20 protein-coding genes are annotated in these 21,993 nt (G+C 47.7%); 14 read left to right on the forward strand and 6 right to left on the reverse strand.

All coding sequences use genetic code 11. The features are described from left to right. Positions 1 to 16 precede the first annotated feature (16 nt). The 10 genes from E2I14_RS05230 to E2I14_RS05275 all read left to right on the forward strand — a co-directional run bounded on the left by E2I14_RS05230 (position 17) and on the right by E2I14_RS05275 (position 10,904). Positions 17 to 535, forward strand: a complete 519-nt coding sequence (locus E2I14_RS05230) for an LPS-assembly lipoprotein LptE (protein ID WP_227544601.1) — start codon at positions 17 to 19, stop codon at positions 533 to 535. A 2-nt stretch (positions 536 to 537) separates the two neighbouring features. Then, on the forward strand, positions 538 to 1,572 hold the full coding sequence (gene holA / locus E2I14_RS05235; protein WP_133326145.1) for a DNA polymerase III subunit delta: 1,035 nt from the start codon (positions 538 to 540) through the stop codon (positions 1,570 to 1,572). 48 nt (positions 1,573 to 1,620) lie between these two features. Further along, complete coding sequence (locus E2I14_RS05240) at positions 1,621 to 2,886, forward strand: glutamate-5-semialdehyde dehydrogenase (protein WP_133326147.1); 1,266 nt, start codon at positions 1,621 to 1,623, stop codon at positions 2,884 to 2,886. Positions 2,887 to 2,942: 56 nt separating this feature from the next. Further along, a complete protein-coding gene (locus tag E2I14_RS05245) occupies positions 2,943 to 3,365 on the forward strand; it encodes a CopD family protein (protein ID WP_133326149.1) in 423 nt (140 codons plus the stop codon). 8 nt (positions 3,366 to 3,373) lie between these two features. Further along, a complete protein-coding gene (locus E2I14_RS05250; RefSeq protein ID WP_133326151.1) occupies positions 3,374 to 4,003 on the forward strand; it encodes a 2-hydroxychromene-2-carboxylate isomerase in 630 nt (209 codons plus the stop codon). Between the two features lie 109 nt (positions 4,004 to 4,112). Then, complete coding sequence (locus tag E2I14_RS05255) at positions 4,113 to 5,330, forward strand: THUMP domain-containing class I SAM-dependent RNA methyltransferase (protein ID WP_133326153.1); 1,218 nt, start codon at positions 4,113 to 4,115, stop codon at positions 5,328 to 5,330. 163 nt (positions 5,331 to 5,493) lie between these two features. After that, positions 5,494 to 6,966, forward strand: coding sequence for an NAD-dependent succinate-semialdehyde dehydrogenase (locus E2I14_RS05260; protein ID WP_133326155.1), 1,473 nt, complete (start codon positions 5,494 to 5,496; stop codon positions 6,964 to 6,966). Between the two features lie 98 nt (positions 6,967 to 7,064). Next, complete coding sequence (locus tag E2I14_RS05265; RefSeq protein WP_133326157.1) at positions 7,065 to 8,267, forward strand: multidrug effflux MFS transporter; 1,203 nt, start codon at positions 7,065 to 7,067, stop codon at positions 8,265 to 8,267. A gap of 212 nt (positions 8,268 to 8,479) precedes the next feature. After that, positions 8,480 to 9,535 (forward strand): porin, encoded by a 1,056-nt coding sequence (locus E2I14_RS05270; protein ID WP_133326159.1) that lies wholly within the window; start codon positions 8,480 to 8,482, stop codon positions 9,533 to 9,535. Between the two features lie 352 nt (positions 9,536 to 9,887). After that, entirely contained in the window at positions 9,888 to 10,904 is a 1,017-nt protein-coding gene (locus E2I14_RS05275) for a porin (protein ID WP_133326161.1), read from the forward strand. A gap of 163 nt (positions 10,905 to 11,067) precedes the next feature. On the opposite strand, the gene E2I14_RS05280 is transcribed toward E2I14_RS05275, so the two are convergent. The 6 genes from E2I14_RS05280 to thiD all read right to left on the reverse strand — a co-directional run bounded on the left by E2I14_RS05280 (position 11,068) and on the right by thiD (position 19,998). Beyond that, positions 11,068 to 11,676: a flavin reductase family protein gene (locus tag E2I14_RS05280; RefSeq protein ID WP_133326163.1), complete on the reverse strand. Its 609-nt coding sequence runs from the start codon at positions 11,674 to 11,676 to the stop codon at positions 11,068 to 11,070. A gap of 163 nt (positions 11,677 to 11,839) precedes the next feature. Then, a complete protein-coding gene (locus E2I14_RS05285) occupies positions 11,840 to 13,213 on the reverse strand; it encodes a kelch repeat-containing protein (RefSeq protein ID WP_133326165.1) in 1,374 nt (457 codons plus the stop codon). A gap of 313 nt (positions 13,214 to 13,526) precedes the next feature. Further along, on the reverse strand, positions 13,527 to 16,280 hold the full coding sequence (gene mgtA, locus E2I14_RS05290) for a magnesium-translocating P-type ATPase (protein ID WP_133326167.1): 2,754 nt from the start codon (positions 16,278 to 16,280) through the stop codon (positions 13,527 to 13,529). A 362-nt stretch (positions 16,281 to 16,642) separates the two neighbouring features. Continuing rightward, positions 16,643 to 17,344, reverse strand: coding sequence for an MgtC/SapB family protein (locus tag E2I14_RS05295; RefSeq protein WP_206105597.1), 702 nt, complete (start codon positions 17,342 to 17,344; stop codon positions 16,643 to 16,645). A 476-nt stretch (positions 17,345 to 17,820) separates the two neighbouring features. Then, positions 17,821 to 19,098 carry a glutamate-1-semialdehyde 2,1-aminomutase gene (hemL, locus tag E2I14_RS05300; RefSeq protein ID WP_133326171.1) on the reverse strand — a complete coding sequence of 426 codons (1,278 nt, stop codon included), beginning with the start codon at positions 19,096 to 19,098 and terminating at the stop codon, positions 17,821 to 17,823. A 60-nt stretch (positions 19,099 to 19,158) separates the two neighbouring features. Continuing rightward, complete coding sequence (gene thiD, locus E2I14_RS05305) at positions 19,159 to 19,998, reverse strand: bifunctional hydroxymethylpyrimidine kinase/phosphomethylpyrimidine kinase (RefSeq protein WP_133326173.1); 840 nt, start codon at positions 19,996 to 19,998, stop codon at positions 19,159 to 19,161. Positions 19,999 to 20,120: 122 nt separating this feature from the next. Between thiD and E2I14_RS05310 the strand changes: the two genes are divergently transcribed. The 4 genes from E2I14_RS05310 (at position 20,121) to E2I14_RS05325 (ending at position 21,935) form a co-directional block, all read left to right on the forward strand. Next, positions 20,121 to 20,273, forward strand: a complete 153-nt coding sequence (locus E2I14_RS05310; RefSeq protein ID WP_227544644.1) for a rubredoxin — start codon at positions 20,121 to 20,123, stop codon at positions 20,271 to 20,273. A gap of 187 nt (positions 20,274 to 20,460) precedes the next feature. After that, the gene (locus E2I14_RS05315) at positions 20,461 to 20,847 is read left to right on the forward strand and encodes a response regulator (RefSeq protein ID WP_133326177.1); all 387 of its coding nucleotides are present in this window, start codon (positions 20,461 to 20,463) and stop codon (positions 20,845 to 20,847) included. A gap of 106 nt (positions 20,848 to 20,953) precedes the next feature. Next, complete coding sequence (locus E2I14_RS05320) at positions 20,954 to 21,319, forward strand: response regulator transcription factor (RefSeq protein WP_105529971.1); 366 nt, start codon at positions 20,954 to 20,956, stop codon at positions 21,317 to 21,319. A gap of 49 nt (positions 21,320 to 21,368) precedes the next feature. Beyond that, positions 21,369 to 21,935, forward strand: a complete 567-nt coding sequence (locus tag E2I14_RS05325; protein WP_227544602.1) for a chemotaxis protein CheW — start codon at positions 21,369 to 21,371, stop codon at positions 21,933 to 21,935. The last annotated feature ends 58 nt before the right edge of the window (positions 21,936 to 21,993 follow it).

Here is a 21,993-nt window from a genome sequence, read left to right on the forward strand (position 1 = left end):
CAAATTCGAGATAAACATGATGCAAGTGCGTTCAATGTTGAACAAGAAATGGTTGATCTGGAGCGCCTTGCTGGCCCTTGCTTGTTTGCTGTCAGCCTGTGGTTTTCATCTGCGCGGCGCAAGTGAGTTTCCGTTTAAAACGATTGCTGTGGTGGGGTCTGAAACGACGCCGATGGGCGCGGCGATTCGGCGTAACCTGCGCGGCCAGGCAAATACTCAATTGCTCGACAATGAAAATGAAGCCGACGTTGTATTGCAAATTTTGAGCGAGCGTCCAGAGAAAGTCATTCTGTCATTAACCGTTCAAGGCTTGGTGCGTGAATACACGTTGAATAGTTATTTAACCTTCCAAGTGCGTAATAGTTACGGCAAGATTTATCTCCCGCCCACAACGATTGTTTTGCATCGCACGATTAGTTATAACGAAAACGTCGTGTTGTCTAAAGCATCCGAAGAAGCGATGTTATATAAAGATATGCAGGGCGATATAGTGCAACAGGTGGTGCGTCGTTTATCTGTATTGAAGATGGATTAATCGTGCAACTTCGCTTTGACGCACTCGACGCACAACTCGCCAAGGGCCTCGCGCCTTTATACGTTGTCAGTAGCGACGAGCATTTATTGGCGCAGCAAGCGCTCGATAAAATCCGCGCCAAAGCTCGCGCCGAAGGCTTCGTTGAGCGTGAAATTTTAACCGTTGAGCGCAGTTTTAAATGGGGCGCTTTATTAGCAGCCAATCAAAGCCTGTCTCTATTCGGTGACAAAAAAATCATCGATCTGCGTATTCCAACCGGCAAGCCGGGCAAAGATGGCGGACAAGCGTTACAAGACTACGTCGCGCAATTAAAAAGCAATCCCAATCCAGATACAGTAACAATTATTAGCCTACCCAAATTAGATTGGGCGAGTCAAAAATCAGTTTGGGTCACGCGCTTGCAAGAAGCGGCAGTTTATCTCGATATTCCTTTAGTCGAGCGCGCCCAATTATCGGGCTGGATTGCGCGGGGACTCAAAGACCAAGGCCAAACGGCCGAGCGCGAAGCGATTGAATTTATCGCTGATCGGGTCGAAGGTAATTTACTCGCAGCTCATCAAGAAATCCAAAAGCTTGGTTTGCTTTATCCAACGGGCGCTTTGTCGGGCGAACAAATTCAGGAAGCGGTGCTCAATGTCGCGCGCTACGATGTGTTCAAATTAAGCGAAGCCGTGTTGCAAGGCGATGTGACGCGTTTGGTGCGGATGTTGGACGGTTTGAAAGGCGAGGGCGAAGCGTTGCCGCTGGTGTTGTGGGCCTTAGCCGAAGAGTGCCGCACTTTGTTGAAACTAAAGATCGGCCAACAAGAAGGCCGACCGTTATCCGTACTCTTTAAAGAACATCGTATTTGGGGCGGCAAAGAACGCTTAATGGAACCAGCCTTGCGGCGCTTAAGTTTAAGCGCGTTGCAAACCGCCTTGCAAAATGTGGCGCAACTCGACAAGTTGGTTAAAGGTTTGCGCGTCAAAAAAATGTCCGGTGATGCCTGGGATGCGGTGCTGCAGTTATCGCTCTCGTTAGCGCAGCCAGCACGCTGATTCCCCCAGCCTAAGCGCTATTGTTTTTATTTTTTACTAATGATGACTATGGATATCTCTCACTACATGCAGCAAGTCGGACGCCAAGCCAAAAGCGCAAGTCGCTTGATGGCGCGCGCGTCGAGTGAGCAAAAAAATCAAGCGTTGCGTTTAATCTCCGCGGCAATTTTGCGAGATGCCGCTGAACTACGTGCGGCCAACCAGCGCGATTTAGATGCAGCCCAAGCGCAAGGCTTAGCTCCAGCCTTGTTAGACCGATTAAGTTTGTCGGACAAAGCCATTACCACCATGGCCGAAGGCTTATTACAAATTGCGTCCTTGCCTGATCCGATTGGTGAGATCAGCGATTTAAAATTCCGCCCGACTGGGATTCAAGTTGGCCAGATGCGCGTTCCATTGGGCGTGATCGGCATTATTTACGAAGCGCGTCCTAACGTGACCGTGGATGCGGCGGGTTTGTGTATCAAGAGCGGTAACGCGACGATTTTGCGTGGCGGCTCGGAAGCAATTCATTGCAATCAAGCGTTGGCTAAATTGGTTCAAGAAGGTTTGGTCGGTGCTGGCTTACCAGTGCAGGCCGTGCAAGTGATCGAAACCACCGATCGCGCTGCGGTCGGTCAATTAATTACCATGCCAGAATTTGTCGATGTGATCGTTCCGCGCGGCGGCAAAGGTTTGATCGAACGTTTGATCAAAGAAGGCACGGTTCCGATGATTAAACATCTGGACGGAATCTGCCACGTTTATATCGATGACAAAGCCGATTTAAGCAAAGCTGCCGATATCGCCTTTAACGCTAAATGCCATCGTTACGGCACCTGCAATACGATGGAAACATTGTTGGTCGCACGTTCGGTTGCAGAGCAAATTTTGCCGACTTTGGCGACGCTATACGCTGATAAACAAGTTGAATTGCGTTGTGACCCAGAAGCATTGGCGATACTCAATGGCTACCCGCATTTGGCAGCAGCCCAAGAGCTTGATTGGAGCACCGAATATTTAGCACCAATTTTGGCGATCAAAGTCGTCGCGGATTTGGATGAAGCGATTGAGCACATCAACACCTATTCGTCGCAGCACACCGATACGGTCGTTACGGAAGATTATTCCCGTGCGCTGCGCTTTATGCGCGAGGTGGATTCTGCATCGGTAATGGTCAACGCCTCAACCCGCTTTGCGGATGGTTTTGAATTTGGTTTAGGAGCAGAAATTGGTATTTCAACCGACAAGCTGCATGCGCGCGGTCCGGTCGGCTTGAATGGCTTAACGTCAGTAAAATATATCGTTTTTGGACATGGAGAAGTACGCAGTTAATTAAGTGTGGGTTTGATTAAACAAAAAACGTCGGCATTAAAACTAAAGGATTAATCATGTTGTGGATTAAAGCATTGCACATTGTTTTCGTTGCGTCTTGGTTTGCGGGTTTGTTTTATTTGCCACGGATTTTTGTCAATCTGGCCGAAGAAGGTCCCGGCGCTGCGACTGAGCGCCTATTAAAAATGGCGCGCAAGTTATACCGCTTCACAGGAATACTAAGCGTGGTTGCGATTATTCTCGGCGGTATTTTGTACCTGTATTACGGCATCGGTTTGGGTCCCGGCAATGCGTGGATGCACGCTAAATTGGGCTTGGTAATTTTAGTTGTCGGCTACCAGCATGCGTGCGGTAGTTTGCTGAAAAAATTTGAGCATGGCAAAAATCAACGTAGCCATGTTTGGTACCGCTACTTTAATGAAGTCCCGGTTGTTTTGTTACTCGCCATCGTTTGTTTAGTCGTCGTTAAACCTTTCTAGGATTATCCATGGGCGCTAAAACTGTACGAGTGTGTGAGTATTATTTCTCGCCAATTTCGCCGTGGTCGTATTTGGGCCACGAACGACTGTTGAAATTGGCACAGCAATACAACATCAAAATCGATATGAAGCCGGTCGATATTGGTCAGGTCTTCGGCGCATCTGGCGGTGTTCCATTGGCTAAGCGTGCGCCGCAGCGGCAAGCGTACCGATTGCAAGAATTGCAGCGTTGGAGCGAGTTTTTAGCGATTCCGATGAATATTCAACCGGCTTTTTTTCCGGTGTCCGGCGATTTGGCGTCTAAACTATTGATCGCAACGCAATTGACGCACGGCACGGAAGTCGCCTTGAATTTGTGCACGGAAATCATGCGCGCAATTTGGGCTGAGCAAAAGAATATTTCTGACGGTGGCACCTTGATCGAGTTGGCCGAGCAGATCGAATTAGACGGCCCAGCTTTACTCAAATCAGCCGATACCGCCAGCGTGGCAGCCGAATACCAACGTCACACGCAACAAGCCATCGCGGCCAATGTGTTTGGTATGCCTTGGTATGTATTTGAAGATCAGCCGTATTGGGGCCAAGACCGCTTAGATTTCTTGGAGCGCGCTTTCGCGTCAAATCCAGCTTTAAAGTAATGAAGTAGCAAATTAGTAAAACGTAGTGAGTTTCAAAGCAAGCAGGTAGCGCATTTTCAGAAAGTGTCCTACCTTGATATAAGCAATTAACGGATAAAGGGTATCCAACATGACACAACGACATTCCTATTTTTGTCCTTGCCCGCGCGGCATGGAACAAGCCTTAGCTGACGAGCTGATCGAAATCAAAACACAGCACAGCGCGTCCATCCATGTACACAATCAAGTTCCTGGCGGCGTGCATTTTTCGGGCGAAATGCTCGATGCTTACCATGTCAATTTGCATTCACGCATTGCATCGCGCGTGTTGCTGCGCATGGCGCACAAAAGCTACAACAACGAAAACGATATTTACGATTTGACCATGGAGCAAGCGTGGGAAGACTGGTTCAGTATTCACCACACGATCCGCGTGGACGTTACCGCTATCAAATCGCCATTACGTAGTTTGGAATTTACCACCTTAAAAATTAAAGACGCGGTCTGTGATCGCTTCCGCGATTTATGCAACGCCCGGCCTTCGGTGGATACCCAAACGCCGGATATACGCTTAGTCGGTTTTCTCGATGCGCGTAATTTCACGTTGTACATTGATACGTCCGGTGAGCCATTATTTAAACGCGGCTGGCGCTTAGAAACGGGCGACGCGCCGTTGCGCGAAAATTTAGCCGCTGGACTGCTGCGCGTAGCAGGTTGGAAGCCGGGCATGACGCTGTTTGATCCGATGTGCGGCTCCGGCACAATCTTGGCGGAAGCAGCACAAATGCTAGCCGGTATTCCACCGGGCTTGCACCGTGAATTTGCATTTGAAAAATTTGGCAATTACGACGAACAAAGTTGGAAAGCGATTAAAGCGGCAATCAAGATCAAAGAAGTAACCGGCGCACCGACGATTTTTGGTAGCGATATCTCCGGCGATATGGTCGTCATGACACGCAATAATTTAAATAAAGCCGGCATTAAATTTGAAGTCCCATTAAAACAAATCGAAGCCCAGCAGATTCAAGCACCTCCGTCGGAAATCGCCGGCATCATGTTGACCAATCCGCCGTATGGCGAGCGGATCGGGGTGCGCGGTGACAGCACACTTGAAACCGATGAGTTGGCAAATTCCTTCTTTAGCTCGTTCGGCACCACGTTAAAGCAGCGCTTTGCTGGATGGCAGGTATTTCTATTCACCGCTGATTTAACCTTGCCGAAAATGCTGCGTTTGAAAGAAGCGCGTAAAACACCATTTTTTAACGGTGCGCTGGAATGCCGCTTGTTCCGCTTTGATATGGTGGCCGGATTTAATCGGCGCGAGGCTGCCAAGCCGAAAGAGTCCTAATTTATAAATTGAACAACTGGTCTTGCCGTATCGCTAAGTTGGTGGAACCCAATTGAAGTTCGTCATTGATGGCTTCCACCAACGCCAAATTCCCTCGTTATTCTGCGAAAAACACCTGATTCGGGTATTCTTTGCGGTTTCTTAAATTGTTGGAGCTTTTCATATGTCGACTGCTACTGGACTTACTCTTAACGATCCGACGCTGTTTAAAAATCAAATTTTCATCAACGATGATTGGCACAACGCCGCGCAACAATTTGAAGTACGCAACCCAGCTAACGGTAATTTATTAGCCCAAGTCGCCAACGCAACGGTTGAACAAGCCCAAACCGCCATCGATGTAGCGCAAGCAGCTTTTCCCGAATGGGCGGCCAAAACTGGCAAACAACGCGCCGAAGTATTGCGTAAATGGTTTGATTTGATTTTGCAGCACACCGAAGACTTGGCCCACATTCTCACCGCCGAACAAGGCAAACCAATTACTGAAGCGCGCGGTGAAGTGGTTTATGCCGCTAGTTTTGTTGAATGGTTTGCCGAGGAAGCCAAGCGTGTTTCTGGTGAAGTGATGTCATCGACCTGGACCGACAAACGCATGGTGGTCATCAAGCAGCCGATTGGCGTGTGCGCGGCGATCACTCCGTGGAATTTCCCGCTCGGAATGATTACCCGTAAAGTCGCCCCAGCTATCGCCGCTGGTTGCAGCATCGTGATTAAACCCGCCGAACAAACACCGCTGTCTGCCTTAGCCTTGGTCGAATTAGCCAAACGCGCGGGCTTACCCGCTGGCGTGCTCAGTGTTATCACCGCTGATAGCCACAATTCCATTGAAATAGGTAAATTGCTGTGTGCAAGCAAAACAGTGCGTCACATTTCATTTACTGGTTCAACCCCAGTGGGCCGCATCTTGATGCAGCAATCCGCACCAACCGTTAAAAAATTGGCGTTGGAATTAGGCGGTCACGCTCCGTTTATCGTTTTTGGCGATGCGGATTTGGATGCGGCGGTCGAAGGAGCGGTGGCCTCCAAATACCGCAACGCGGGTCAAACCTGCGTTTGCACCAACCGCTTTTATGTGCACAGTTCTTTGTACGATGCGTTTGTCAGTAAGTTGGCGGACAAAGTGAAAACCATTCAAGTCGGTAACGGTATGACCGAGGGCGTTTTACAAGGCCCATTGATTGATGGTCAGGCAGTAGAAAAAGTCAGTCAACATGTGCAAGACGCGGTCAGCAAAGGCGCAACGTTAGTCGCGGGCGGTAAAGCCCATGCATTAGGCGGATATTTCTACGAACCAACATTACTGGCAAACGTCAGCAACGATATGCAAATTATGTCGGAAGAAACTTTTGGCCCAGTTGCCGCCGTGATGAAGTTTGAAACCGAAGCCGAAGTCATCAAAGCCGCTAACGACACCGATTTTGGATTGGCCTCTTATTTCTATTCGCGCGACATTGGTCGAATCTGGCGCGTCGCCGAAAAACTGGATTACGGCATGGTGGGAATTAATACCGGCCTAATTTCGAATGAAGTTGCTCCATTTGGCGGCGTGAAGCAATCCGGTCTAGGGCGTGAAGGTTCACGTTTTGGCATGGATGAATATTTAGAAATGAAGTACCTGTGCATGGGCGGTATTTAATTCCAAACCGCTAGGTAATTAATTTATTGTTGTTCCATGGACGAGAAGCGGCTCAGTGAGCTGCTTTAAGTCCATTTTTTGTGAATGAGTAATTTGTTATGTTTTCAAGTATTGCCCGTCGAAAAAGTACCGGCTTAGCCTTATTGCTGGCCGCGCTCGCGATGTTGGGCCCTTTTTCGGTCGATACCTATTTACCCGCTTTCCCAGCGATTCAATCTTCTCTGCGCGTCAGTCCAATCGAAGTGCAGCAGACATTGACAGCATATATGTTGTCTTTTTCTTTCATGATGCTGTGGCACGGCGCGATCTCGGATGCTTTGGGCCGAAGAAACATCATTCTTGTGTCATTGGTTGTTTTTACCTTTGCCTCATTGGGCTGCGCGATGGCAACGAGCATCCACGCGTTGTGGCTTTGCCGCATTCTGCAAGGATTTTCCGCCGGCGCAGGCATGGTTGTAGGGCGCGCCATTATTCGTGATTTGTATTCGGGGCCCGCCGCACAACGTTTATTGTCCTTAGTCACCATGATTTTTTCGATAGCGCCAGCGATTGCCCCGATCTTGGGTGGCTGGGTTGTGACGATCTTGGATTGGCGAGCGATATTCTTCTTTCTATTCGGCTACACAATTTTGCTGGTGTTGGCTTGTTATTACTATTTACCCGAATCTTTGCCTGCGAAACAACGTCAGCCATTTAGCTTTCCTGTCTTAGTGGAAAGCTATAAAGCTATATTTATATGCCCATCATTTCATCTCCAATCAGGAACTGTTGCATTTAACTTCGCCGGATTGTTCCTCTACGTAGCATCCGCACCTGTCTTTTTGACGCAACATTTAGGCCTCTCCGCGCATCAATTTGGGTGGCAATTCGTGCCGATGGTGGGTGGAATTTTTCTTGGCGCTTTGGGTGCTAACCGCTTGGCCGGCCGAATTTCGTTATTCAAACAGGTTCGCATTGGCTACTTTTTCTTGACCGGCGCGGCGGTTTGCAACGTCATTTTTCATGCTATTTTTGCACCGGCAATTCCTTGGTCGGTGGCTCCATTATTCTTTTACGCCATCGGCATGTCCCTGGTTGCACCCGGCGTCACGCTTATGACACTGGACCTTTTCCCCAGTACACGCGGCATTGTCGCTTCATGCCAATCCTGCGCCGTTACCTTTTTAGGTGCGATCGTTGCCGGAGTAATCGCGCCCTTATTAGAGGACTCCCCAATCTGGTTAGCCCTAGGTCAATTAGGCTTCGCCCTTTGTGCGATGACGTGTTGGCACTTGTCAAAAAAAGCCCACAGCAGTATCTGACCTGAAAGTCAATTAATTTTTTCATCCCATTTGTTATCGTCCAACACTAAGTATTTTCACTAATTGAGGCATCAAGTAGCTAAAGATAAAGTTCGCTCAGCCTAAAGGTGTGCGTTGCAGCAACAAAGCAAAGTAGCTGCACAAGGTGAACTTCACAGTTTTAGTTACAGCTAGTCGGAAGTCTCATTACTTTTTATTGGGGAAATACAATTATGAAAAAATCATTATTAGCAGTTGCATTATTGGGTGCATTTGGTGTTGCTTCAGCGCAATCATCAGTAACCGTGTACGGTACATTGGATGCAGGTTTGAACTATTCAAAAGTTGAGTCCGGTAACTCCGTAACAGCATTGGAAAGCGGCCAACAATCGTACTCACGTTTAGGCTTCAAAGGTACTGAAGATCTGGGCGACGGTTTGAAAGCATTGTTCGTATTAGAACAAGCAGTTTCGATCGACACTGGTAACACAACGGATGTATCTGCTCCTGGCTCAACTAACGGTAAAGGTTTGTTCAGTAGCCAAGCTTACGTTGGTTTGTCGAGCAACAACCTCGGTACATTGAAATTGGGTCGCCAATTTACTCCAATGTACGAAGCTCATGAGCAAATCGATCCATTTAAAGTCGGTTTCGCTGCAAACATCAACAACTTCTTCGGTGAAGGTCAAGCAGAGCGTATGAGCAATGCGGTAACTTACACCACAGCAGACAACCTGAATGGTTTTAAAGCTTCGGTTGCCTACGGTTTTGGTGAAGTTGCGGGTAACACTTCGGCATTGAGCCAAGCTGGTGCTTCTTTAGCTTACGCTAACGGCCCGTTGTTAGTAACCTACGCTTACCATCAAATGAAGAGCGATGTAGCTACTCCAACAACACCGGAGTACACAGCAAAAAGCAATTTCTTGGGTGCTACTTATGACTTCGGCGTAGCGAAAGCACACGTAGCGTTTGATCAAAACGAATTGAACAACAACTCGTTCAAAACTCAAGACTACTTGGTTGGTGTAACTGTTCCATTCGGCGCGCACGCTGTCTTCGCTGATTACACACACAAGAAAGACAAAGTGAATAACAACGCTGATTCTGATCAGTTCGCAGTTGGTTACACATACAGCTTGTCTAAGCGCACAAACTTGTACACAGCATACACTTATGTGAAAAATGATGACAACTCTGCAATGACTACTGCAAGCTTGCCATCAACCCTGGTTGGTGTTGACGGTAAGAGCGTAAGCACATTCCAAGTTGGTGTTCGTCACTCGTTCTAATGGTCCGGTCTTAACGGATGCGTTAATCGCATTTAACTAAGATAAAAAAAGGCAGCTTAGGCTGCCTTTTTTATTGCCTGTCAATTTATGGTGGTTGTTACATCAACTTTATTTTCAATCAGAAAAAATTAACCTTTAGTTGTAAATAAAGCACATTATTTAAATATTGATTAAATTTCACTAAATTGCATTTTGAATAACCAAGATGCTCATAGTAAGATCATTTTCAGATCTTGTTTATTTTTCTAGTTAAATAAATAAAATAGTGTCTGTCTTCGATGAGCGCTAATGAAGAAATCCATTGTTAGCAAATTTTAGGTTGTTTGAATTGAAATTAAATTGGAGTTTAAATATGAAAAAATCATTATTGGCCTTGAGCTTACTAAGTGCGTTTGGTATTGCATCAGCTCAATCCAGTGTGACGATGTATGGGATAGTGGATGCCGGTATCACCTACGATAATGGTTCTTCGGCTGGTACCGTGACCAAATTAGAAAGTGGAATTGAATCTGGATCGCGCCTTGGTTTTAGAGGTACGGAAGACTTGGGCAGCGGGTTGAAAGCACTGTTTGTTTTGGAGCAGGGCTTTGATATTGATACCGGTAAATCTGGACAAGGCGGGCGCTTATTTGGACGTCAAGCGTGGGTTGGTTTGAATAGCGAATACGGGCAGGTTAGCGCTGGTCGCCAATACACACCAATTTTCAATGCCTATGGTGTCGTTGATCCTTTCGGAAAAGGGACCTCGGGTGATATCTATACATTGTTTGGAAGAGCTTCAGATTTTCTCTCGGAATATAAACGGATGGATAACTCCGTGGTGTATACAACCCCTTCAAGCTTAGGTGGATTTAACGCGGCGGTTGCGTACAGTTTCGGTGAGGTCGCTGGCGACGAGAAGAAACAAGCGCAAGCGGGTCTGTCCTTGGGATATAACAATGGACCGCTTAGCGTGGTGTATGCCTACCACAAAGCAAATAATGCCCTAGCGAAACCACCAGCAAGTACCGAGACTTACCAAGCGCATTTAGTCGGCGGAACCTATGATTTTAAGGTTGTGAAACTTCACGTCGCGGCTGAACAAGTTAAACATGGCGACAACCATAAAACAGAAAGCTATTTGTTAGGTGCTACAGTTCCAGTTGGTCAGCATTCCTTATTTGCCGACTACACCTACCGCAACGACAAAATGAACGACGATTCCAACAGTGATCAATTCGCGATTGGCTACAATCACAACCTATCTAAGCGCACCAATTTATACACAATTTTGGCCTACACGACTAACGATCCTAAGGCAAAAATTAATGTTGATGTCTACGGTAAATCCTACAAGAGTGTTCAACTGGGTATTCGCCACGCCTTCTGACGAGCGTCTAGCCTGAGTAAATTAAATAATAGAAAAAGCAGCTTAGGCTGCTTTTTTCGTATGGGGCATTGGAACCAAGGTTAGAACTTAAACTCGAGTTTATATGGAGTTGGCTTCAGGCTAACAGCGCTATTTTTTTGGGGGGGATGTTGCCCTGAGTGGTTTATAGAACAGGGCGTGACAATTTCAGTCTATCTCGCGTCGTTGCATAGTTATCGCCGCCGAGCTTACCCAAAGTATCCAATAATTCGGGTGCAATTAGTTGCTCGCCGTTAAGTTCATCGCTCACGAAAATATTAACGACATTCAATAGCATCATCGTTCCTCCAGTTGGTAACTCTGAAATTGGAATGATTTCCCTTAACTGGCATTCAAATCTAACCAAAGATGCTTTTACTCCAGCGGGTTTGACTTTTAAACTCTCGATGCGCTCGATGCCCACTGCTTCAAATTCGCTCACGTCTGGAGGATAGTCGGCGCAACTAGCGTTCATTATTTCTAAACAGTTGGTGCTGACGATGTTAATCACGCATTCTTTGGTTGCCTGTAAATTGGTGAGCGTATCTTTGTTGCGCCGATTACGCGGATTGACTTGAGTGACCAGCAAAACTGGCGGATTGCAGCTGGCAACGGTGAAGAATGAATAGGGCGCTAGATTCAAAGTTCCTGTTTCCGATAGGCTACTTATCCACGCAATAGGTCGTGGAGTTACGCTGTTTGCCATTAATTGATAGCAAAGCTGAGGGTTGAGAGTGAGTGGGTCAAAGTCCATAAATTATCGATCAAATTCTCGCTAGTAAAATCATACAAAAATTAAACATCGATTATTTCACATTAAACGAAGGCATAAAAAAACGACTCGATTTTTTAAGGATCGAGTCGTTTTTCAGACGGTAATTTAAGTCAACTAAACTACCAATATGTAGCGGAGTCAATTACGGTAAGAATTTCCACATATCCGAGAGTCTGCCGTTAGAGCCGGCCGCATCGTACCCAGCTCCGCCAAACAACCAGAAGTTACCCGATCCGTCATTCCAGCCGTTAGCACCTAAACGACTGCCTGGCATATTCGAAGACGAGAGAACGCTGATCGTGCCATAGTAGCCGCCTACGTTGCCGTTATACGATCCGTTGATCCAGACCCATTGGCCCGAGCTTACTTGGAATTTCCATAAATCATTGAGATAGGTTAATGTACCCGATGCGTTGATTCCAGTGCCGCCGAATAACCACAAATTGCCCAAAGAATCAGTCCAGCCGATTCCGCCTGAGCGAGCGCCGGGTTGATTGGTTGATGCGGCTACGTTGTTGGTGCCGTAATTGCCGAGCGCATTAATCGTGTTGGAACCCGTTACCCAAGTCCATTGTTTGGTTGTTGGGTTAAATTTCCATAAATCGTTGAGCTGTCCGTTTGCGCCAGCGCTATCAAGCCCAGTTCCACCTAACATCCAAAAAGTGCCGGTTGAGTCTGTCCAAGTTACAGGTTGTTGACGCGCGCCAGGTTGGTTGCTAGCCGCTGTGGTTCCGGCTGTGCCGTAAGTTCCTTGGGCGTTGAGTGCGGTGGAGCCACCGATCATGGTCCATTGGTTTGTCGTTGGTGAGTATTGCCATAAGTCGTTTTGGACGCCGACTGTGCCACCTAAATACACTTGACCGCCGAACAGATAAAAGTTGCCTGAGGCATCTTTCCATGTGGCAGCCGAGTTACGTGGATTTGGGAAACCGGCCACTGCAGCACCTGAGCCGCCGTTTTTCGAGCCGCCAACCCAAGTCCATTGATTAGTGGCGGGGCTGTATGACCATAAATCATTCAGGTATCCGATTAAGCCGCTTGAATCTGTACCGTAACCGCCCAATAGCCAGAAATTGCCTGCGGTATCTGACCAAGCTGCGCCGTTGGTGCGTGCGCCTGGCATGTTTGTGGCGGCTGCCGTGCCTTGAGTGCCGTAAATTCCCGGCGCAGAGGTATTAACGTTTGCACCCGCTTTCCAAATCCAGCCTAGATTAGTTGTGTTAAAAACCCACATGTCGCTAAATCCACCCGCGCCGCTGAATACCCAGAATTGTCCTTGGCTGTCTTTCCAGCTCATTGCGCCACTGCGACCGCTTGGTTGATTGGTTGTGGCGGCGACCCCGATCGTGCCGAAGTTACCGGCGCTGCCAGCGACGTTGGTACCAGCTTCCCATGTCCAGTTGGTCAGCGATGCAGGAATTGATGTACCCGATGAGCTCTTGCCCTTGCATCCGACCAGTAAAAAACCCGCTATTGCAGCGGCCAACAAAACACGGTTAACTTTTATTGCAGACATAATAATTTCTTTTCAGGAATAGGACAGGCATTATCTGGCGGAAAATTAGGTAAAGTCAATACGAAAATTGTAGTTTTATATAATGCCTTCATAGGAGAAATTACATAAAAACGGCAAAAGCGCGCAATTGGGTTTCCCCAGCTAAAAATTGGCCCAGTTCGGCGTCATTTCTTCGCAGCCTTTGCCAAACAAGGGCTTAAATCAACGATCCACCAATGCTAAAAGTACATGGGTGCTTTGGGACTCTGAATGCTGCAAGTTTTCATCGACAGCATTGCGAGCCGATTCGGTGATTCAAGCCCGTGCTGGCAGCTTATTGCCAACCGTAATGACGCACGTAGATTCCTTTCATCCATTGCACCAAACCGGCGTAGCCCAACAAAATAGCGGCTAACCAAGGGAAGTAGGTCATCGGTAGCGCTTCCAATTTGAAATAACTTGCCAACGGGCTCATCGGTAAGGAAATACCGATAATCATGATGCACAGCGTCATTAGCAACAAAGGCCAGGCAGCGCGACTTTGGAAGAAGGGTACTTTTGGTGTGCGAATCATATGCACGATTAGCGTTTGCGTGAGCAAGCCCACCACAAACCAGCCCGATTGAAACAAGGTTTGACTAGCTGCCGTGTTGGCATGAAATACATTCCACATTAACGCGAAAGTGCAAATATCAAAGATCGAGCTGAGCGGCCCAAAAAACAACATAAAGCGACCGATGTCGGAGGGATTCCAATTGAGTGGCTTTTTAATTGATTCTTCATCCACGTTGTCAAACGAGATCGCAATTTGGGAAATATCGTAGAGCAAATTTTGGACTAGCAATTGCAGTGGCAGCATCGGCAAGAACGGCAGGAACGCGCTAGCTACTAAGACGGAAAATACATTGCCAAAATTTGAGCTAGCCGTCATGCGAATGTATTTGAGCATGTTGCAAAAAGTTTTGCGGCCTTCCAAGACACCTTCTTCGAGCACCATCAAACTTTTTTCGAGCAAAATAATATCGGCCGCTTCTTTGGCGATATCCACCGCGCTATCAACCGAAATGCCAATGTCAGCAGCGCGCAGGGCTGGCGCGTCGTTAATTCCATCGCCCATAAAGCCGACGATGTGACCGTTGCCGCGCAGGGCGTTGACCAGACTTTCTTTGTGTAACGGGTTTAGTTTGGCAAACACGTTATTTGCTTCGACTAGGCGGCCCAATTCATCGTCGCTCAGCCCATCAATCTGTGACCCGAGAATCACGCCATTTATTGCTAAGCCCACTTCATGGCAAATTTTGCTAGTGACCAGTTCATTATCACCAGTTAGGACTTTGACGGCGACGCCATGTTCAGCGAGCGCTTTTAGCGCGGGCGCGGTCGATTCTTTGGGCGGATCTAAAAACGCGATATAGCCGATTAATGTGAGTTCGGCTTCATCGTCAGTGCAATACGCCTGTTTATTAGGTGGAACCTCTTTCACAGCCACGGCAACCACGCGTAATCCTTCTTGATTCAGGCTTTGAGTCACGAGCAGTAGGCGCTCAAGAATGGTGCTGTCCAAGGCGACGGTGTTTTCACCTTCTCTGACGTGGGTGCAGACCGCTAAGATTTCTTCCACCGCGCCTTTGCAAATTAATTCGTGATGATCTTGGCGTTCTGATACCACGACCGACATACGACGCCGTCCAAAGTCGAATGGGATTTCATCGATCTTTTGGTAATCCTGCGCCAGCTTTAATTCGGTCTGCAATTCCACGTGATCTAGCACCGCGCGGTCGAGCAGATTCTTGAGTCCGGTTTGGTAATAGCTGTTGAGGTAAGCAAACTTGAGGACGTCAGAAGATTCATTTCCCAGCACATCGATGTGACGCGCTAGGAAAATTTTATCTTGCGTGAGCGTGCCGGTTTTATCGGTACACAGCACATCCATTGCGCCAAAGTTTTGAATCGCATCCAAGCGCTTAACGATGACCTTTTTGCGGGACAAAATTACCGCACCTTTTGCCAAGGTCGAGGTGACAATCATCGGCAACATTTCAGGCGTTAAACCGACGGCGACGGACAAGGCAAACAAAAACGCTTCCATCCAATCGCCTTTAGTAAAGCCGTTGATTAACAACACAATTGGCACCATGATTAAAGCAAAACGAATCAGCAGCCAGCTCACTTTATTGACGCCGATTTGAAACGATGTCGGCGCGCGATCAGCGGAAGTCACGCGCGTAGCAATCGTTCCAAAATAAGTTTGATTACCGGTATTGAGCACGATCGCAAGCGCCGATCCCGATACTACGTTGGTACCCATAAATAAAATAGTATCCAGTTCCAAAATTGTGTTGCCGTCGGTTTTGGAAGCGTCAGCAAATTTTTCTACCGGAAGCGATTCGCCCGTCATCGCCGCTTGGCTGACGAATAAATCTTTGGTTGACAGAATGCGGCAATCAGCCGGAATCATGTCGCCGGCAGACAGCATGATGATGTCGCCGGGGACCAATTGTCGAATTGGTAGTTCACGCTGATTCGAGGGACGCAAAGTTTGATCTGCGGCTGAATTGTCGGTAAAAGAGTGGGCCGAAATTGCACCGCGCCGAAGCACAGTCGCGGTATTGGTGACTAACGCGATTAGCTGTTCCGCTGCGCGATTCGATTTTCCTTCTTGAATGAATCGAATCAGGGTCGATAAGCCGACCATTGTGCCAATGACGATGGTCGCTTTGAGATCATCGGTGCAGTACGAAATGATCGCTAATACCGTCAACAATAAATTGAACGGATTTTTGTAGCACAGCCATAGGTGCTGCCAAGCGGGCAGTGGCTTTTCGTGTTCGACTTCGTTCGGGCCGACTGTTTCGCGGATGATTGCGGCTTCCTCGTCGTTGAGCCTGTCGAGGCGTGAATGCAGGCGCTGGATTAACGCATTCTGTGGCATATGCGACGCATCAATGAGCTGACGCGTTAGATGCTCTGGAGCGGCGGGCGATTGCGTGGTTGGCGCGCCAGAACCGATTATTTTGGAACGTTGAAAGTAATGTTGGGACCGCCGACTTTTCAGAAAGCGCGCGAAGCGTGTGGTGAAGAAATTCATCTGTTTTCCTTTTTTTAGCAATACTTGAGCTGTTTGTAAGCCCGTGCAAAGTGGGTATTGCTCCCAATTGACTTGTGCGCGACGAGCCTAAACCCACTCAACGAAAAGTCGGAGTGAAACGCGGTGCGGTGCTAACAGAGGTCGATCGATTGGAGCGCGTAACATTGCGCCAAAGTAGGAAGGGGATGTGGTGTTGCGGTCTTAATTAAACTGACATGGTCTTGCTAAGTGTTGATTCGCTTTGGGAGCGGGGGCCTGCCAGTCGTCAATGATCTGCTTATCCAAAATCCGCCATTACTTTGGCGCATCGTAGATTCGGGGTCTGGTTCCATTTGCTTCTCCTAATGTGAGGTGGCGATGAGTTAGTCTAGCGTGCTGTTTAAGTTGGCCCATCGGACTAATGAGACACTTTTTTCCATGCTGACTCGGCTGACTATTTGTTCCAATAAATTGTGGTGGCCGGGCACAGCTAGCACATCAGCACGGACTTCAATTTTGCCGCCTTGTGGCACATCTTCGCTGTGCAGCGATTGCAGTACTAGCGGTGCCATGCCTTGAATAGTGTGCAACAACAAGGTGCGAACATGGACTTCTTCAGTCGAACAGCACACCACATTGATGCGATACACCTGTTCGATTTCAATGCCGGCCGCGACACTTTGACGGTTCATGCGTTGTGCAACATCACGCAAAACAAAGTTAGCGCCAAGAATAAAAAAAGTGCCAATAGCAGCTTCTGCTGAATGACCCAAGCCAGACAGGATGCCGACCGCAGCCGAGCACCACAGCGTGGCTGCGGTATTCAAGCCACGCACGTTTAAACCTTCGCGCATGATGACGCCTGCGCCCAAAAAGCCTATCCCTGAAACGACCTGCGCAGAAATTCGCATCCCTTCAATCGGAAAAGCAGACAGCGAAGCGGTTGAGACGAACAAGGCCGAGCCAGCGGCGACCAAAGCGTTGGTGCGTAATCCGGCCATACGTTGGCGCAATTGGCGTTCGGTTCCGATGATGGAACCTAAAAATAGCGCGAGTAAAACGCGCAGAGTGAATTCATACCAGATCATGATAACTCCCTGTGATCAGGCGCAATGGGAGTGCCTCGTTTTGCTGCGTTCGCGTAAATGCGTCAGACCAGATCAGCGTGAAAATGTCGTCGACAAATTCATGCCAAATCTAGAGAGCTAGAATGCATATTGCGAATTGAAAAAATAGTTTTGAATTAGTGTTGGTCAGAGATTTGACCGAGACGCCGCGCCAAGTTAGGCACAGCAAAAGGAAGAATTGCAGGGCCCGAATTATGCGGTGGTGTTTAACAGTAATCGACAACTATCACCAGAACAAGTACTCACAGAGCGCCCTTTTTGTTTGTAATAGCGCGATTGTAATGACGCGCTGCAGCATTGTCAATTAGGAATCGAAGAATTTAAGGAGGAACTAAATCTGCCGACTTGCTATGCTCAATTTCATTGATGTAACTAGGTACGAAATTGAGGACCAATAAGCCGGCAGAAGGTGGCAGCGCACAGTGCGCTTAGACTTAGTTGAGCTGCGCGAAAGCGTGGCGAGCAACTTCCAACGTTGCGTTAATAATCGCGTCATCGTGCTGTGCCGAAACAAAGCCCGCCTCAAATGCCGAAGGAGCTAAATACACGCCACCGTCCAACATCAAATGGAACAGCCGATTAAATTGCTCTTTATTCGATTGCATAACGGCGGTGTAGCTGGTTGGCACTTCTTTTGAGAAATACAAACCGAACATGCCGCCTATGGAATCTGCGCAGAAATCCATATTGGCTTGCTGTGCGATTGCCGTTAAGCCTTGCGCTAATTTCGCTGTTTGTGCAGTCAGATTGTCATAGAAGCCCGCCGATTGAATCAGCTTTAGCGTCGTTAATCCCGCCGCAACAGCAACCGGGTTGCCCGACAGAGTTCCTGCTTGATACACGCCGCCTAACGGAGCCATGTGCGCCATTAGATCTGCTCGTCCACCAAATGCGGCGACTGGTAATCCGCCGCCGATCACTTTGCCCAAAGCAGTCAAATCTGGTTTGATGTTGTAGAGCGATTGCGCGCCGCCAAGCGCAACCCGGAAGCCGCACATCACTTCGTCAAAAATCAACACAGCGCCGTGTTCAGTGCAAAGGCGACGCATCGTTTGCAAAAACTCGGGCGTAGCTTTTATCAAGTTCATGTTGCCAGCCACTGGTTCCACAATGACGCAAGCGATTTGATCGCCCATGGCTTTGAAGGTGTCTTCCAACTGCTGGGTATTGTTGTAATCCAATACCAAAGTGTGTTTGGTAAAGTCAGCCGGAACTCCTGACGAGCTTGGGTTGCCTAGTGTTAGCAAACCGGACCCAGCTTTGACTAACAATGCGTCGGCATGACCGTGATAACACCCTTCAAACTTGATAATTTTGTCGCGTCCGGTCGCGCCCCGTGCCAAACGTAAGGCGCTCATGGTGGCTTCTGTGCCAGATGACACCAAGCGAACTTGTTCGATTGATGGGACGAGTTTGCAGATTTCTTCTGCCATTAAGATTTCGCCTTCAGTCGGCGCACCAAAACTCAAACCTAATGCAGCCGCTGCTTGCACCGCTTTAACGACGTCGGGATGGGCATGTCCAACAATGGCTGGGCCCCATGAGCCGATGTAATCGATGTAGCGCTTTTGTTCTGCGTCCCAAAAATAAGGACCTTCAGCACGGGTTATAAAACGTGGAGTGCCGCCGACCGAGCGAAATGCTCGCACGGGTGAATTGACGCCGCCTGGCGTAGTAATTTGTGCACGTTCAAAGAGTTCGGTATTACGCATAGTTATTGGTTTTTAAAAGTAAGTAAGAAAGAGTTGTCGATCAATGGCGCTGCTGATTAATTACTGCTGATCTAAATCCTGCATTTCAGCCGGTTCGCGCGCCCAGAAATAACGGTCGGGAACTAATTTACCCATGCCAAAGCGTTGTGCATGAGCCAAGGCTGCGTTGGTAAATTCTTGGGCTTCCAAGACCGCTTCGGGAATATCAATGCCATTGGCAACCAAGCCAGCAATCGCCGCTGACAGCGTCGACCCAGCTCCCAGGAACGAGCCACTCAGACGCGGCCAACTGTCGTGGCGAATAATGCCGGATTGATCAAATAGGCAGTTGGCGATTTCGGTATTGGTAATGGTTGTGCCGGTAACGAACACATATTCGCAGCCCGATTCGATCAGTCGTTGCACGTCTTGGGCCAAATTATCCTCAGTCGACGGTTCGCGCCACGTTTCCGCCAAGCGGGAGATTTCAACGGCCGAGGCGATCAGCACGGTGGTTTGAGGAATCAGCAATTCACTCGCGGCGACGAAAATATCTTCGCTGTCTTGCCCTTGATCGGGAATGAGTGTTGCAAACGGATCGAAAATTAAAGGCACTTCAGGATAGTCGGACACGATTTCGGCAATGGCGCTGACGTTTTCGATGCTGCCGATAGTGCCTAATTTAAAGGCGGCGACCGGCACATCTTCTAAAATCGTGCGCGCTTGTTCGACTAAGATTTCTGCGTCTATTGGTTCAATATCGGTGATTTGGGTTGTATCGCCGACCAAAATTGCCGTTATTACCGTTAAACCGTGACAACCCATGGCAGCAAAACTACCTAGGTCAGCCTGAATGCCGATAGCGCCGAGCGGATCGGAGCTACCGAAGCTTAAAACGAGAGGAGAAATTTGGTTTTGCACGTCGGGTAGATTAAGATGTGAGACTTTGTATTTTACTAGATAGAAGGATGAAAACCGTGAGTAATACTAATGGAAACGAAAATTCTGGAAATTCGGCTCAAAATGATGAATTTAAGACATGGATGTGTTTAATCTGTGGCTGGATGTACGATGAAGCGGCTGGATTACCCGATGAAGGCATTGCGCCAGGCACTCGTTGGAAAGACGTTCCAATGAATTGGACTTGCCCAGAATGCGGCGCGCGCAAAGAAGATTTCGAAATGATTGCGGTCTAGAATTAAGTTAATTTATTAGCATCAAGTGAAATAATGTTAAATAAATGAAACATTTCCTTGAGGTATTCTTCAAATACCTCAGATTTATTTGAATTTTTTAGTAATCTTGAGGTAATTTAGCGGAGATGCCTGTAATATTGAAATAAGGCAACATTATGATGTCGCAACTGTTAATTCGAGATGAGTCATGACTATAGTGTCAGAAAAACAGAATTTGAAAATTATGGTGATCGACGATAGCAGCACTATTCGTCGCTCTGCCGAAATTTTCTTAGGGCAAGTTGGATATCAGGTCATATTGGCTGAGGATGGATTTGATGCCTTGGCGAAAATTAATGATTACCATCCAGATTTGATCTTTTGCGACATTTTGATGCCGCGCTTGGACGGATATCAAACGTGCGCGCTAATTAAGAAGAGCGCCAAGTTTCGCGATACGCCGGTCATCATGTTGTCATCGAAAGATGGTTTGTTTGATCGTGCGCGAGGTTCCATTGTGGGCTCGAATGAGTATCTGACCAAACCATTTACTAAAGATAGCTTATTAAAAACAGTGCGCAACTACACGGATTAGCGGCTTAATGAGGCAGCAATCCGCAGAGTTGAAGGTGCAAAAGTTCCGTAGCCGCTAGTTAGTAATTAGCGGCTAACTGTAATTTAGGATAATCAAAGGAAGAAACATGGCAATTCAAAAAATTCTGGTGGTTGATGATTCTCCTACCGAGCGTTATTTTCTCACCGATATTTTGGCTAAAAATGGCTTCTCCGTTTCTACCGCAGAAAATGGCGAAGAAGCATTATTAAAGATTAAGGCTGACAAACCGCATTTGATCTTGATGGACGTGGTCATGCCGGGTCAAAACGGATTCCAAATTACCCGCGCCATTGCGCGTGATGCGGAGACGCAAGACGTACCAGTCATTATTTGCACCAGCAAAAATCAAGAAACCGATCGTATTTGGGGATTGCGCCAAGGTGCGCGTGATTACTTGGTTAAACCAATTGATCCGCAAGAGCTATTAGCAAAAATCGCCAGCTTAAGTTGATTCAAACGAAGCCCATTTTTGAGCTATGGCTACCATTAACGGAACCGACATGAATCAAGTCACTACCGCAAAACTAGATAAATCCAGCGAGGAAAAGCGCGGAGATCGACGTGAGCGTTTGCGCGAGTTTCAATCGCAATTGTTGGAACGGATGCAGGCGGCGCGCTCTAGTGAGGCTGCCAGCGCTAATCAATTAGGTGTGATGATTGGTCAGACGCGCTATTTATTAAATCTGCGTGAAGCCGGTGAGATTGTCTCGGTTGGTCATATCACGCCGGTTCCGCTGACGCGCGACTGGTACTTGGGCTTACTCAATATTCGCGGTAATTTGATTGGCGTGATTGATATTCAACGATTTCAGGGGCACCCACTCGTTGAAATCAATTCCGATTGTCGCGTGATTGCGTTTTCGACCGGTTTGGCCTTTAACGCAGGTTTATTAGTCACTAAAGTGCTGGGTTTGCGTAACGTCGCCGAAATGACGGCACAGCAAATTGGCACTGACGAAAATGGCTGGATGCAACAAAGTTATGTCGATGGTAATGCACAAACTTGGTTTGAATTAAATCTGTCGAACTTAATTCAAGACGGTAGTTTTTTGCACATAGGTTTATAGAATCACTTACTGATCTGATGTGGCATCACTAACTGGTTTACAAGAATAAATAGTTAAA

Source organism: Sapientia aquatica (genome assembly GCF_004358105.1).
Classification (GTDB): Bacteria; Pseudomonadota; Gammaproteobacteria; order Burkholderiales; family Burkholderiaceae_D; genus Solimicrobium; species Solimicrobium aquaticum.